The organism is Streptomyces sp. NBC_01017 (assembly GCF_045162795.1).
Lineage (GTDB): Bacteria > Actinomycetota > Actinomycetes > Streptomycetales > Streptomycetaceae > Streptomyces > Streptomyces machairae.
The window spans coordinates 4,202,281-4,216,304 of the sequence record NZ_CP108683.1; the positions used below are offsets into that span (position 1 = coordinate 4,202,281).

At 71.6% G+C, this 14,024-nt stretch carries 11 protein-coding genes; 2 read left to right on the plus strand and 9 right to left on the minus strand.

Features of this window, described 5'->3' with window-relative positions; all coding sequences use genetic code 11:
- Positions 1–2: 2 nt before the first annotated feature.
- The 6 genes from OG331_RS18945 to OG331_RS18970 all read right to left on the minus strand — a co-directional run bounded on the left by OG331_RS18945 (position 3) and on the right by OG331_RS18970 (position 6,713).
- Positions 3–2,711, minus strand: a complete 2,709-nt coding sequence (locus OG331_RS18945; protein ID WP_406197698.1) for a SpoIIE family protein phosphatase — start codon at positions 2,709–2,711, stop codon at positions 3–5.
- Positions 2,712–2,971: 260 nt separating this feature from the next.
- Positions 2,972–3,403, minus strand: coding sequence for an ATP-binding protein (locus OG331_RS18950; RefSeq protein ID WP_406197700.1), 432 nt, complete (start codon positions 3,401–3,403; stop codon positions 2,972–2,974).
- 173 nt (positions 3,404–3,576) lie between these two features.
- Complete coding sequence (locus OG331_RS18955; protein ID WP_406197701.1) at positions 3,577–3,996, minus strand: (deoxy)nucleoside triphosphate pyrophosphohydrolase; 420 nt, start codon at positions 3,994–3,996, stop codon at positions 3,577–3,579.
- A gap of 23 nt (positions 3,997–4,019) precedes the next feature.
- Complete coding sequence (locus OG331_RS18960) at positions 4,020–4,211, minus strand: SPOR domain-containing protein (protein WP_328879534.1); 192 nt, start codon at positions 4,209–4,211, stop codon at positions 4,020–4,022.
- 390 nt (positions 4,212–4,601) lie between these two features.
- Positions 4,602–5,354: a GntR family transcriptional regulator gene (locus tag OG331_RS18965; RefSeq protein WP_406197704.1), complete on the minus strand. Its 753-nt coding sequence runs from the start codon at positions 5,352–5,354 to the stop codon at positions 4,602–4,604.
- A gap of 147 nt (positions 5,355–5,501) precedes the next feature.
- Positions 5,502–6,713 carry a DUF4190 domain-containing protein gene (locus OG331_RS18970; protein ID WP_406197707.1) on the minus strand — a complete coding sequence of 404 codons (1,212 nt, stop codon included), beginning with the start codon at positions 6,711–6,713 and terminating at the stop codon, positions 5,502–5,504.
- Between the two features lie 87 nt (positions 6,714–6,800).
- Between OG331_RS18970 and OG331_RS18975 the strand changes: the two genes are divergently transcribed.
- Complete coding sequence (locus tag OG331_RS18975; protein WP_406197709.1) at positions 6,801–8,012, plus strand: serpin family protein; 1,212 nt, start codon at positions 6,801–6,803, stop codon at positions 8,010–8,012.
- A 7-nt stretch (positions 8,013–8,019) separates the two neighbouring features.
- Here OG331_RS18975 and OG331_RS18980 read toward each other — a convergent pair whose 3' ends face one another.
- Positions 8,020–9,597 carry a S8 family peptidase gene (locus OG331_RS18980; RefSeq protein ID WP_406197711.1) on the minus strand — a complete coding sequence of 526 codons (1,578 nt, stop codon included), beginning with the start codon at positions 9,595–9,597 and terminating at the stop codon, positions 8,020–8,022.
- Between the two features lie 206 nt (positions 9,598–9,803).
- Complete coding sequence (locus tag OG331_RS18985; RefSeq protein ID WP_406197713.1) at positions 9,804–10,634, minus strand: oxidoreductase; 831 nt, start codon at positions 10,632–10,634, stop codon at positions 9,804–9,806.
- A 118-nt stretch (positions 10,635–10,752) separates the two neighbouring features.
- On the opposite strand from OG331_RS18985, the gene OG331_RS18990 reads away from it, so the two are divergent.
- Positions 10,753–11,658: a LysR family transcriptional regulator gene (locus OG331_RS18990; protein WP_406210116.1), complete on the plus strand. Its 906-nt coding sequence runs from the start codon at positions 10,753–10,755 to the stop codon at positions 11,656–11,658.
- 66 nt (positions 11,659–11,724) lie between these two features.
- Here OG331_RS18990 and OG331_RS18995 read toward each other — a convergent pair whose 3' ends face one another.
- Entirely contained in the window at positions 11,725–14,001 is a 2,277-nt protein-coding gene (locus tag OG331_RS18995) for a DEAD/DEAH box helicase (protein ID WP_406197714.1), read from the minus strand.
- Positions 14,002–14,024 lie beyond the last annotated feature (23 nt).

Genomic DNA, 14,024 nt, shown 5'->3' on the forward strand with positions numbered 1-14,024 from the left:
CCTCAGAACAGGCTCAGCAACGCCTCCGCCGGATCCGTGAGGCCGTTCTCGCCGTCCGGTAGGGGCAGTTCGAACCACACCGTCTTGCCGCGTGGTGTGCGGCGGGAGCCCCATGCGGCGCTGAGGAGGCCGACCAGTTGGAGGCCCCGGCCGCCCTCGTCGGTGTCGCGGGCGCGGCGGCGGCGGGGTTGGACCAGGCCGGAGTCCCAGACCTCGCAGACCAGGGTGCGGTCGAGGAGGAGGCGGAGTCGGATCTCGCCCTCGCCGTAGCGCAGGGCGTTGGTGACCAGTTCGCTGACCAGGAGCTCCGTCGTGTCGACCAGGGGTTCCAGGTCCCACGACAGAAGCCGGCCGCGGGCGAACTCGCGGGCGCGGCCCACGCTGCGCGGCTCGCGTGGCAGGGTCCAGTCGCCGACCGAGTCGGCCGGCAGGCCCTGGACGCGTGCCATCAGCAACGCGATGTCGTCCTCGCCGTGGTGGGTGTCGAGGGTGTTGAGGACGTGGTCGCAGACGTCCTCCAGGGGGCGCGAGGGGTCGGTGAGTGCGCCGACGAAGGCCTGGAGGCCCTCGTCCAGGGGGTGGTCGCGGGACTCCACCAGTCCATCCGTGTAGAGCGCCAGCAGCGCGCCCTCCGGCAGCTCGACCTCCACCTCCTCGAACGGCTCCCCGCCCACGCCGAGCGGCATCCCCGGCGGCACGTCCAGCATCAGCGCGTCCTCGCCCGGTTCGACGAGGACCGGCGGCAGATGGCCGGCGTTGGCGAAGGTGCAGCGGCGCGTGACGGAGTCGTAGACCGCGTAGACGCAGGTCGCGAGGTACACCTCGGACAGGTCCGCCTCCCGGGGCCGGCGCGCCGCGCGGGTGGCCTGCTGGACGCCGCCGGGGGCTCCGAGGCCGCGCGCGATCTCGTCCAGCGCCGAGAGCACCTCGGCCGGTTCGAGGTCCAGCAACGCCAGCGTCCGTACGGCGGACCGCAGTTCGCCCATCGCGACGGCGGCACGCAGCCCGCGGCCCATCACGTCGCCCACCACCAACGCCGTGCGGTGCCCGGGGAGTTCGATGACGTCGAACCAGTCACCGCCCACCTCGCTGGGCCGGTCGGAGGAGGAGCTGCCCGGCAGGTAGCGGCACGCGATGTCCAGGCCTGAGGCGACCGGGTCGCCCGGCGGGAGCAGGGACCGTTGCAGTATCAGCGCCCGCTCGTGCTCGCGCCGGTAAAGGCGGGCGTTGTCGATGCACACCGCGGCTCGCGCGGCCAGCTCGACCGCCAGATCGCGGTCCCGGTCGCCGAACGGCTCGCTGCCCTTCGTACGGGCGAACTGCGCCAGTCCTACGACCGTGTCGTGGGCGACCATCGGCACCGCGAGCGTGGACTGCACGAGACCGCCCTCCTCGCCGGGCACGTACCGCGGCCGGGCGGTGCGCAGGGCGTCCGCGCAGGGCGAGTTGAAGGGGTAGTGGTGGACGGCGCCGACCGCGACGGGGGCGCCGCCACCGACGAAGGGCGCGTCGGAGACCGCGCTGGCGAAGGCGACCCGGCGCAGCTCCGCGCTGCCGTCGGCGTGGCCGGGCGGGGTCTCGTCGCCGGCCAGCAGCCCCTGGTAGAGGTCGACCGTGGCCAGGTCGCAGAAGCCGGGGACCACGACGTCGAGGAGTTCGCGGGCGGTGGTCTCCAGGTCGAGGGAGTTGCCGATGCGGGCACCGGCCTCGTTCAGAAGGGCCAGATTCCGTCGGGCGGCGGCGGCCTCGCGGGCGGCGGCACGGCGGGCGGTGATGTCGGTTCCGAGCCAGGCGATGCCGATGGGGCGCCCGCTGCCGCTGCGCACGCGGTAGAGGTTGACGGACCAGTGGCGGCGCTCGTCGGATCCGGGCAGAAAGCCGGTGACGTGCATGTCCGTGATGGAGTCGCCGCTCTCCAGGACACGACGCAGGGTCGCCGAGACGCGTTCGGCCTCGGGGCGCGGCAGATAGTCGTGGACGCCGTTGCCGCGATGGTCGTCGGGCGTGCCGCCGAACAGGGAGGCAAACCGCTGGTTGGCGCGGCGCACCCGCAGGTCCGGGTCGATCAGCAGGAAGCCGAACGGAGATTGACCGAATATCGCCTGCGAGGCGGCGAGGTCGGTCTCCATCCGACGGAGGGTGCGGACGTCGACGACGATGCAGACGGCGGCCTTCTCACCGTCCTCGGTCCGCGTCGGCATGACGTACACCTCGGCGAGACCGTCCTGACCGGGCCGGTCCTCGGCGTCCTGCGGCATCCGGAACGGGACCACACCGGTCCACTCCCGTCCGTCCAGGATCTCGGCCATCTTGCGCTGGCCCTGCTCCCGCAGGTCCGGGTCGATGAAGGCCTCGATGGGATCCATGCCGACGGCCCGCTCGGCCGGTATGCCGAAGAGCTGCTCGGCGCGCAGGCTCCACTGGTCGACCAGGCCGTCGGGGCCGATGGAGAAGGACGCGACCTTGATGTAGTCGTAGATCGAGCCGGGCGGGCTGCTCTGCCAGACCAGGTCACCGGGGCGGGCCTCGTCGGAGGCGAACGTGTCGCGGGATGCCTGTGTGCCCTGCGAGGCTTGCGAGCCCTGTGTGTCGCGGGAGACGCCTGTTTTGTGGGAGGCCCGTGTGTCGTGGGCCCCCTCTCCCGCGGCCTTCGCCCTCGCGCCGTCCGACGGGTCGTCGGACCCCGAGGCCCTCGCTGGTATCTCGCTCACGCGAACCGTCCCCTCCAGCTCACCGCGTCCGGCACCGGTCACCGGGTGGCGGCTGCCCGCAGTATCCAGCACTACGGCCCCGCACAACACGGTGTTCACGATCACAGCACGTTCCCGATGGTTTTCGGTCCCGGCCGCGGAAACACTTCCAGTCTTCTAACCAGCGGACACGCAGTCGAATCACGCATCGCGACAACTGCCACTGGCCTGAACCATTCGTTCGAGAGGGCAGGGTGCACGTAGTCGAGGGAGCCGGGGGGTCACTCCGGCACTGCGAGCTCGAACCACACCGTCTTGCCCGTGTTCCGTCCGGGCCGGGTTCCCCATCGGCGCGCGGAGTGCGCCACGAGCTGAAGTCCGCGCCCGCTCTCGTCTTCGAGGTCGGCGACCCGTTCACGGGGCGGGTCCGGAAGGGGGTCGGAGACCTCGACCCTGAGGACGCCGTCGAGGCCGGCGGGACGCACCAGGCATACGCCGATGGGGCCGGTGGCGTGCCGCAGGGAGTTGGTGACCAGCTCACTGACCAGCAGCGCCGTGATGTCCGCGAGGCTGTCCAGGTCCCACTCGCGCAGCCGGCCGCGGACGGCGGCGCGGGCCGCGCGGACGGCACCCGCCTCCGCGGGGAAGGTCCACGCGGCGCAGTCGCCATCGGAGTCGATCACGCCGATCACATCCCGGGCCAGCGAGCTCACCCATGTCCGGTTTCATAGGTTTGATTGGCACATACCCGATATTCACGGGGCAGTACCGTGCGACCGGGTAGACCCTCGGGGAGTTCTCAACGCCCCCCAACGACGGTCGCCATCCGGCCTGTCAGCCTGTCAGGTCCCTTCCGATGCCTCAGGTGGGCCGCTCGGCCGGTCACTCAGGCCCGCGGCTCAGGCGCCCCGTCACCCAGCCGTCCCGCGACCTCCCGGACCGCCGGCACGTCCTGGTCCAGCCAGTCCACGTCCCAGAGTTCCCCGGCATCCAGCCAGCGCAACGCGTCATGGTCCTCGAGGGGCTCGGGGTCCCCGGAGCCGGGGAGCAGACGGGCGGTCCACACATGCAGGACGTAGGGGGGTTTCAGGGGCCACGCCCCCGGCACTCGCTCGACCACCTCGGCAGCCACGCCGAGTTCCTCCCGCAGCTCGCGCACGAGCGCCGCCTCGGGCGCCTCGCCGGCCTCGACCTTGCCGCCGGGCAACTCCCAGCGCCCGGCCAGTTCCTCGGGCGCACTGCGGCGCGCGGCGAGCAGACGGCCCGCCTCCAACAACGCGGCGCCGACCACGATCCGTTCCGTCATGCGCCGGAGCCTACGGGAGCGGGTCAGTGGTCCCCGCTGTCCCCGTTCTGAGCGATTCGCTCGACCCAATACAGCTGTTTGTGCCCCCGGCTGTCGAGGCTGTCCGCGATCTTCTGGGCTTCCGCCCGGGTCGCGTACCGGCCCACGCGGTAGCGATTGCCGTTGTCGTCCTGCCGAACCACGAGCCAAGGAAGAGTGATCGTGCTGTCGTTCATCGCGCTCCACTGCTCCTTCCCGCCCACGACCGCCCGAGTCCCTCCCCCAGTCTTCGGCCGGGGGGACCCCCATCTCGCTTCGCTCGCGGCCTGTGCCGTGCCCCGCCCGCTAAGGAAACCGCAATCCGCATATGCCCGAGCCTACGCCTAACCTTTACGCAGCGAATACGCCTTTTCACAAAGAGGTACGCAACCAGCCAAGTCGCAGGGGGCGCACGGCATCGAATGCGCCGTGCGGAAACGTCGATGCATCCGGTCGCGGGCATGGTGCGCACGCCTGCGGCGACCTGCGAGAACGGCCAGATTGCAACGGCCGATGAAGGGGCGGGAGTTGAGGCTTTGCCGGGGGCAACTGCCGTGGAGGTGTGCGCTAGTTCACGAACATGTGCGCTACTTCACCGGAAGGTGATAGGCGACTCGGTAGCGGTCCGCCGGAATGACCACGTCCGCCGTCTCCACCGGACGGCCGGACGCGTAGTAGGTGCGCTGGATGACCACGACCACATGACCGGGGACGCCGCCCAGCGTCAGCAGCTCCTCCGCGAGGCCGGGGCGGGCGCCCACTTCCTCCGCCACGTTGTCCACGACGACGTCGATGGCCGCCATGCGCTCGACGACGCCCATGCCTCCGAGCGGGCCCTCCTCGGGCAGCATCACGGGCGTACGGCCGGTGACGGCGAGCGGCTCCCAGGAGGTGGAGAGCATCATCGCCTCGCCGGCGTCCCGGAAGAGGTACCTCGTGCACATCACTCGGTCGCCGGGGCGGATGCCGAGCCGCTCGGCGACGGCGACGCTCGCCTCGGCCTGCGCACTGTTGGACTCCCAGGTGCCGCGCGTCTCGCCGTCGGCCTGCTCCTGGCGGAAGGGTGTGGCACCGGTCGGCGGGCGGAAGCCGGACCGGGAGATCCGGCGGGGCACGGGACGCTCACGGACGTACGTCCCGGAACCGGAGCGGCCCTCGACCAGCCCCTCCGCCATCAGCACCTTCCGCGCCTCCAGGGCGACGGTGTCCGATACGCCGTACTCCTCGCGGATCCTGGCCTGGGACGGGAGCCGGGTGTGCGGTGGCAGCGAACCGTCGACGATCTTCTTGCGGAGATCACCCGCGACGCGCAGGTACGCCGGCTGCTCACCGAAAGTCACTGGCCGCTCCCATCAGGTTGTACAGACAGCAACAGCGTGGCAACCGTGGGTTGTCCCATGCAAGCAAAGGCCAGAGAATCACTCGATGTGATGACTTGTGCCGGGGGAGGGCTTTACCCAGGCACTTTCTTTCCGTATAGGGCGCTCTCACACATCCAGGCCGCCCCCACTTCCGCCCTCGCCGCCACTGTCGGAGTCGTCCTCGTACGTCGGCACGGTCGTGTCCAGGCCCAGAGCTTTGCGCGCGGTGACGGTCGCGGGGCCGTCGACGTAGCCGTACGCCTTGTCGTAGTGCGTGTAGAACGTGTCCGCGTCGTCGGCCGCCACCGCCTTGGCCCACTCCTTGCGGGCGTCCTCCATCTCCGCGAGGAACTCGGTGACGGCCCCCTTGGCGTCCTCCGGCCAGGGCTGTGTGCGCAGTTTCCCGGTCTGCTCTCCGATGACGCGGTGGACGTCCTTCGCCCAGGCCCGGTTCGCCTCCAGGTCGTCCTCGGGGTAGGCCTCGGGCTCCTCGTAGAGGACGTTGTCGATGATGTTGGACGCCGACAGGAACCGCACCTGGTACCCGTCGAGGGTCATGTAGTCGCGGCGCAGCGACTCGGCCAGGGGCTTGCCGTCCGTGCTGCCGAACATGCAGGTGATCGCGCGGTCTCCGAAACGCCAGCTCTGCCGGGTCGGCACGAGGTAGTACACGTCCACGCCGTCCGGGACGGCCCAGGCGTCCAAGGAGTAGCGGCCCGCGTGCTCGTAGCACTTGTCGTCCGCGACCTCCGCGAGCTCGTCGTCGCCGGGAAAGGAACCGTCCGGCACCTGCACGACGCCCACGACCTCGGCGTCGTGCTCATCGGTGCAGGGCACCTCGTCGACGTCGTAGGTCTCGCCCTCCAGGGTGCCGGTCGAGGAGTTGAAGCAGTCGCCCGTGGCGAGCGCGAAGGCGGTGCCCTCGCCGCTCGCGGCGCCCTTGAAGCCGTCCCAGAAGTCGGAGGCGGCGCCCGTCGACAGCATCAGCGCCCACAGTGCGATCCCGACGGTGGACAGCACGGACCCGGCGACCGCCATGCCCGTGCCGCGCTCGCCCTTCTTCCTGATCTGCACCAGCGCGACCAGCCCCAGCGCCAGTCCCACGGCCGGCACGAAGCAGAGGATGCCGAGGACGAGGGCGCCGATGGCCACACCGTTGACGGGCGCGGAAGGACCGTAGGGGCCGTAGGCGCCGTAGGGGTGGTGCGGGTACGGCCCCTGGGCGGCGGGTGCGCCGTAGGGGTTCGGCGACGGGTACTGGCCCTGCGCGTACGGCCCTTGGGGCTGCCCCGGGGACCCCTGTGGCCGGTGGCGTCCGGGAGGCGGAGGTATGGACACGAGTACCGTGCTCCTGCGTTCGGGCGGCGGTGCCGGGTGGTGGGAACTGGCGTACGACTGGGCGAATCGTAAGCGTGGGGTGGGGCGATGGGGGACGTGGTGCGGGTCACGAATGCGACGGTCCGGGCGGTCAACGGGCTGACGGCGCGGTGGGCGGCTGCTTCCGAGGGCGGCACCGTGTTCTCGGCTGCGGGTGTGTGGCCGCTGCTCGCCTTCCTGGTGGACGGGGCGGGCGGTCCGGCGCGGACGGAGCTGGCCGACGCGGTGGGGTTGCCCGCGGACGAAGCGGCCGGCGCGGCGCGGGAGTTGCTGGGCGCGATGAGGGCGATGCGGGGGCTGGACTCGGCGCTCGGGCTGTGGACCAAGCGGACGCTGGAGCTGCGGGAACGGTGGGAGGCGGGGCTGCCGGCGGAGGCGCACGGGGTGCTGACGGGGAACGTGGAGGCCGACAAGGCGGCGCTGGACGCGTGGGCGGTGAAGCGGACGGGTGGGTTGATCGAGAAGATGCCCGTGCGGCTGGACGTCGACACCGAGATGGTGGTGGCGAGTGCGCTGGCGTTGCGGACGGAGTGGCTGCGGCGCTTCAGGGACTGGCCGACGACGCCGGAGGCCGGCCCCTGGAGTGACCGTACGCATCTGGGCCTGCACCGCAGGAGCACGCTGCTGGACCGGGTCGGGGTCGCGGACACGCCGACGGGTCACGTCACCGAGCTGAAGGTGCTGGGCGACAACGCGATTGACGTGCATCTGCTGCTCGGCGAGGTGGGGATGACGGCCGGGGAGGTGCTGGGGGCCGGGGTGGACATCCTGGAGCGCAGGTACGCGGTGGTGCCGGGGTCCCGACTGCCCTACGGAGAAGTGGGGCCGGGACTGCGGGTGGTGAAGCAGCGCAACACCCGCCCCGTGCCGCCGACGCTGGACGTGGAGACGGTGGCGTTCGACATGAGCACTCGCCACGATCTGCTGGAGCTGCACCGGGTGTTCGGCCTGACGACGGCCATGGACGCGAGTCGCGGCCACTTTCCCGGCATCAGCGATTTTCCCCTGGCGATCGGGTCGGCCCGACAGTCCACGATGGCGAGGTTCGGCGAGCTGGGCTTCCGCGCTGCCGCGGTGACGGCCGTAGCCATGTTCGCTGGCGGCGCCCCGCCCCCTGTCCGCTGGGTGACCACCACCATCCGGGCCACCTACGACCGCCCCTTCGGCTTCCTCGCCCTGCACCGTCACTCACGGCTCGTCCTCGCGGCCGGCTGGGTCACGGACCCGGAGCCGTACCGCGAGGACGAGGAGGACTACTGATCCGGAATCAGAACTGCAGCGCCCAGGCGTCGATCCGCCCGGTGTCGTAGTTCGCGTTGTCGCTCACGCGCAGCTTCCACGTGCCGGCCGCCGCTTCCGAGGAGGCGTTCACCGAGTACGTGGTGTTGATGTTGTCCGAACTGCCGCCCGTGCCGTACGACTTCAGCGTGTACGCCGTGCCGTCGGGGGCGATCAGCTGGACCTGGAGGTCGCCGATGTACGTGTGGACGATGTGCACCTCGACGGGCAGGGCCGCGGGCGCGTTGCCCGAGACGCCGGAGACGGTCACCGCGGACTCGACCGTGGCGTTGTCGGCGATGGCGTAGTCACCGGTGTTCTCGAAGCGCGGGCCGGGCGGGGTGGTCGTACCGCCGCCGACGTACAGGAGCCGGTTGGGCGAGCCCGTGCCGGGGCTGGTGACGACGCCGGTCGTGGCGGCGGACGTCAGTGCCGAGGAGATCTGGGCCGGGGTGGAGGTCGGGTGGTCGGCGAGGTAGAGCGCCGCCGCGCCCGCGACATGCGGGCTCGCCATCGACGTACCGGAGATGGTGTTGGTCGCCGAGTCGCTGGAGTTCCAGGTCGAGGTGATGGAGGAGCCCGGCGCGAACAGGTCGAGCACCGAGCCGTAGTTGGAGTAGCTCGCCTTGGCGTCGGTCGAGGTCGTCGCGCCGACCGTGATGGCCTCGGTGACGCGTGCCGGAGACCTGGTGGAGGCGTCGGTCGTCTCGTTGCCGGCCGCGACGGCGAAGGTGATGCCGGAGGCGATGGCGTTGCGTACGGCCGTGTCGAGGGCGGTGTCGGCGCCGCCGCCGAGGGACATGTTGGCGACGGCCGGCTTGACCGCGTTCTGGGCGACCCAGTCGATACCGGCGACGACCTGGGCGGTCGTTCCGGAACCGGAGTTGTTCAGCACGCGGACGCCGACGACCTTGGCCTTCTTGGCGACACCGTAGGCGTTGCCCGCGACCGTGCCGGCGACGTGCGTGCCGTGGCCGTGGCCGTCCTGGGCGGTGTTGTCGTTGTCGATGGCGTCGTAGCCGTAGGAGGCACGGCCGCCGAAGTCGCTGTGGGTGATGCGGACGCCGGTGTCGATGACGTACGCGGTCACGCCCTGCCCGGCCGAGTCCGGGTAGGTGTACGAGCTGTTCAGCGGCAGGTTCTTCTGGTCGATGCGGTCCAGGCCCCAGGAGGGCGGGTTGGTCTGGGTGGCGTCGATGCTGAACGTGCGGTTCTGGACGACCGAGGCGACCGCCGGGTCGGCGGCGAGCGCCTTGGCCTCCGCCTCCGATGCCTCGATGGCGTAGCCGTTGAGGGCCTTCTTGTACGTGCGCTCGATACCGGCGCCGTACCCCTCGACGAGGGTCCGCCCCGCCTTGGAGCTTGAGCGGGCGTGGTCCGCCTTGAGGGTCACGATGTAGCTGTCGGCGACGGCGTCGGCCGCGCCCGCGTACTGGATACGGCCCTCGGGAGCGGCCGCGGCGGGGAGTGCGGAGACGAGGCCTGCGGTGAGCACCGCGGTGGCCGCTGCGCTGAGCAGAGCCAGTCTTCGGCGTGCCGTGCTGTGGGGAGTACGCATCACTGCCATCTGAGGGGTCCTCCTCAATCGGTGGTGCGCTGGTGGGGGTTGCACGGGTGCACGCACGAGGTAGACAGGAACATGTCAAATGTCTTGTCAAATGTCTGTGCCGCACCTGTGCGTCAGCCGAAAGATTGAGGGCTCCACAGGAATTACACAAGGGGCCTGCACGGCGAACTCGGCCCGTCGGGCTCTGCCGAGTTCGCCGGATCAGGTCAGTCGTCGAAGGACGTCGCCCGGGTCCGCTTCTCCCAGGCCGCGATGTCGCCGCGCACCTGGTCGAGGTGACCGAGTACGGCGTCGACGCCGTCGTCGCCGAGAGGCAGGCGCAGCGGGGTGCGGTCGGACTCCAGTGCGGCGAGGATCAGAGCCGCCGCCTTCGCCGGGTCGCCGGGCTGGGTGCCGTCGCCGCCCGAGACGAGGCCGCGGGTCCGGCTCACCTTGGGGTACAGGCCGCTGTCCGCGCTGGTCCCCCTGCGCCCCGTCTCGAACAGGGACGTTCGGAAGGAACCCGGCTCCACGATCAGCACCTTGATGCCGAACTCGGCGACCTCGTCCGCGAGCCCCTCGGACAGCCCCTCCAGCGCGAACTTCGTTCCGCTGTACGCCGAGAAGCCCGCGAAGGACATCTGCCCGCCCATGCTGCTCATCTGCACGATCGCCCCGGAGCGCCGCTCGCGCATGTGCGGAAGCACGGCCCGGGTGAGGGCGACCGGCCCGAAGACGTGCACGTCGAACAGCTCGCGCAGCTCCTGCTCGGTCGTCTCCTCGAAGGCGCCGACGTGGGTGCGGCCCGCGTTGTTGACCAGGACGTCGATCCGGCCGTGCCGCGCGATCACGTCCTGTACGGCGGCTTCCGCGGCACCCGTCTCCATGACGTCCAGGCGCAGCGCCTCGACCTGGTCGGGGTGCGCGGCCACCAGGTCGTCCAGGGCCTCGGGCCGCCGTGCCGCACCGACCACCACGTCGCCCCCGGCGAGCGCCGCCTCAGCGATCGCCCTTCCGAAGCCGCTGGTCGCACCGGTGATCAGCCACACCTTGTTCATGACAGCTCCTCGTATCGCCGTGATCTCGTATCGCCGTGATCTCGTACCGCCGTGATGTGGACCAGCCTGCTGCGCAACGGGGTTGCCCGTCCAAGACCCACGCTGATAACCGATGGCTATGGCGATGGATGTTCATCTACGGGACCTGCGCTACTTCGTGACGGTGGCCGAGGAACTGCACTTCACGCGCTCGGCCGAGCGGCTGTACGTTTCCCAGCCCGCGCTCAGCAAGCAGGTCCGCGCGCTGGAGCGGCAGCTGGGCGTGGAACTGTTCCGCCGCGAGCCGCAGGGCGTGACGCTCACCGAGGCCGGCACGGCCCTGCTGCCGCATGCCCGACGGGTGCTGGACGCCTGGTCGGAGGGAACGGACGCGCTTCAGGCCGCGCGGGCGGCGGCACTCGGCACGCTGGTCGTGGGCATGAGCACCAGTCCGGGGCGCGGTGGGCTGCTGCCCGCGATCCGCTCCCGTTTCAGCGCGGCGCACCCGGAGACCGTCCTGCGGCTGCGGCAGGTGAGCTGGGACGACCCGACAGCGGGCCTCGCGGACGGTGAGGCCGACGTGGCCTTCGTGTGGCTGCCGCTGCCGGACGCCGGACGTTACGGCTGGACCGTGGTCGTGGAGGAGCCCCGCCTGGTCGCCCTGCCCGAGGCGCATCCGCTGGCCGCCCGCGCGGAGGTCGACTTCACGGACCTGTTCGAGGAGCCGTTCCTCGCCCTGCCGGCGAGCGCGGGGCCGTTGCGTGACCACTGGCTGGCGCTGGAGGAGCGAGGCGGGCGCCTGCCGCGCATCGGAGCGGAGATCGCGAGCACCGAGGAGACGTACGAGGCGCTGGTCGCGGGGCTCGGGGTCTGCCTGGTGGCCGCGGGCAACGCCCCGCTGGTCTCTCTGGGCTCGGTGGTGACGCGTCCGGTGCGAGGGCTGTCGGCGAGCCGATATGCGCTGGCCTGGCGGCGCGAGGATGCCGGGCGGCCGCTCGTACGGGCGTATGCGGAGGCTTGTCGCCGGGCGGCGGGGCGGTCTTGACCGCGCAGGGCCGGGGAGGTGGGAGCGGGCCCTCGTACGTCGTCATGACCCCTCGTCGCCCGGAAGTCACGCCCCTTCCGTGGCGGGCTCCGTTGCCGGGGTGGTGCCCAGCCGGGCCTGCTCCTCCTCGACGATGCGGCGGGCGATGGCGATGTCCGAGATGTCGACGGCGTCCGGTGTCGACTCGGCGACCGCGCTGCGGCGGGCGTACGCGTCGAACAGCCGGGTCTTGTTCTCCAGCATCCGCACGAGCCGTTCGTCGACCCCGCCCGTGCACAGCAGGCGGTGCACGCGCACCGAGCGGACCTGGCCCATGCGGTGGGCGCGGGCGACCGCCTGATGCTCGACGGTCGGCTTCAGCTGCGGCTCGCAGAGGATGACGACGGACGCTGCCTGCATGTTGAGGCCCACTCCGCCCGCCTCGATCTGCGACAGCAGCACGGCATGGCCGGGCGCGGCGGCGAAGTCGTCGACGAGCTGCTGTCTGCGGGCGGGCGGCACGCTCCCCGAAATCGGCCCGAAGACCCGCCCGTTGACCCGCCCGTTGACCCGCTCGTTGAGCCGCCCGTTGAGCCCTTCGGCGCCCCGTCCGTCTTCCGCCGGATCCGACGGCTGCGCCGCTCCCGGGACGTCCGCGAGCACCAACGCCTCCCGCACGACCGCGAGTACGTCCCGGAAGGCGGAGAACACCACTACCTTCAGCCCGTTCTCTGCGGCCTCCTCGGCGATCTCGCGCAGCCGGTCCAGCTTCGCCGACCGCTTCGGGCGGGCGTACGCCGCTCTGCGCATCGCCATGAAGTTGCCGGCCCGCACGGCCTCGCGGTAGGCCTCCTCGTCCGCCGCGCTGGGCTCCTCCCACTCGTCCGTGTGCTGGAGCGCGGGGAGTTCGGTGAGGACGTCCTGCTGGTTACGGCGCAGATAGACCGGCGCGACCGCCTTCCGGAACGCCTTGGAACCGGCAACGCCGTCGTGCTCGTCGACGGACTCGGCCAGGCCCGGCTGCAGGATCCGCACCAGGCTCCGGAACTCCTCGACGCGGTTCTCCATGGGGGTGCCGGTCATGAACAGCACGCGGTCGCAGTGCTCCGCCCACTCGGAGACGGTCCTGGAGCGGCGGGTCGCGGGGTTCTTGACGTAGTGCGCCTCGTCGACGACGAGCATGCCCAGTTCGCCGCCGCCCGGCACCGGAAAGCCGCGCAGGGCGTCGAAGGTGGTGACGGCGACGCCGCCCCGGCCCTTCCAGTCGGCGAACGCCTCCTGCCGTTCGGGGCCGTGCAGCGGTGTCACGTGCAGCGCGCTGCGCTTCTCGATCTCCCGGGTCCAGTTGATCAGCACGCTGGCCGGGCAGACCACCATGAAGTGACTCTGCCCCTCGGCGGCGAGGTGGGCCAGTGCGGCGATGGCCTGGATCGTCTTGCCGAGCCCCATCTCGTCGCCGAGGACCGTCCGGCGCTGGGCCAGGGCGAAGCGGGTGCCGAAGGCCTGGTAGCCGCGGAGGGAGACCCGGCGGTGCGTGTCGTCGAGCGTCTGGTTCCTGACCCGCTCCGCCACCTCGTCCGGCAGGAACCCCTCGGCCGCCGCGGGATCGGGAGCGCGGCCGGAGAGCTCGGCGAGCAGGCCGTAGTACTCGGCGGAGCGCAGTTCGAAATCGACGAGGGCGGCCACCTCGGACTCCGGGCGGCGCAGCAGGTCGACCGAGGCCTGGGCGAGCAGCTCGGGCACCCCGTCCCGTTCGGCCTGTTCGGTCAGGGTGCGGATCTCGGCGACGGCCGCCAGCGCCCGTTCCCGCTTGGCCTGCCCGGCGAACAGCATGCGCAGCCGCCCGGTCGCCGGCCCGGCCTCGGCCAGCAGCGGGCCGAGCCGCTCGGTCAGCGCCCCGGCCGCGTCGACAGCCCGCCGTGCCTCGTCGCCCGCCTCCACCAGCACGCCGAGCGCCATCACCAGTGCGGTGGTCCGGGGCTCCGGGCTGTCCACGTCGATGTGTACGGCGATGGTGTCCCGTACGGCGTCGGCGATCCGCCGGGCGGCGGCCACGGTCTGGTCGGCGGTCTGCTGTCCGACCCCGGGCAGCTGGCGCAACCGGTACGGCCCGGCGTCGAGGACCTGCCCGACCGTCCGGAACCCGCCCTTCTCCACCTCGCCCAGCCGCAGCCTGCCCTCGGTGACGTCCTTGAGCCGGGCGACCGGGATGACGTCCAGCTCGCGCCGCGCCAGGTCGTCATGGATCGGCTCCAGGGCCTGCCGTACGGCCGCGACGGCCCGCGCGTGGTCACCGGCCACCGCCTGCGCCGCCTCGTACAACCGCCCGCCCCGGGCCACCGTCTCCCGCTCACTCCGCCCCATCGCGCCCCGGCCCCTTCCAGCCC

What these genes read in the sequence shown, in the direction of transcription:
- OG331_RS18955 (WP_406197701.1), bottom strand. Translation starts at nt 3,996, where the DNA reads ATGACGGAACGGATCGTGGTCGGCGCCGCGTTGTTGGAGGCGGGCCGT.
- OG331_RS18960 (WP_328879534.1), bottom strand. Translation starts at nt 4,211, where the DNA reads ATGAACGACAGCACGATCACTCTTCCTTGGCTCGTGGTTCGGCAGGAC.
- OG331_RS18975 (WP_406197709.1), top strand. Translation starts at nt 6,801, where the DNA reads ATGGGGGACGTGGTGCGGGTCACGAATGCGACGGTCCGGGCGGTCAAC.
- OG331_RS18980 (WP_406197711.1), bottom strand. Translation starts at nt 9,597, where the DNA reads ATGGCAGTGATGCGTACTCCCCACAGCACGGCACGCCGAAGACTGGCT.
- OG331_RS18985 (WP_406197713.1), bottom strand. Translation starts at nt 10,634, where the DNA reads ATGAACAAGGTGTGGCTGATCACCGGTGCGACCAGCGGCTTCGGAAGG.
- OG331_RS18990 (WP_406210116.1), top strand. Translation starts at nt 10,753, where the DNA reads ATGGCGATGGATGTTCATCTACGGGACCTGCGCTACTTCGTGACGGTG.
- OG331_RS18995 (WP_406197714.1), bottom strand. Translation starts at nt 14,001, where the DNA reads ATGGGGCGGAGTGAGCGGGAGACGGTGGCCCGGGGCGGGCGGTTGTAC.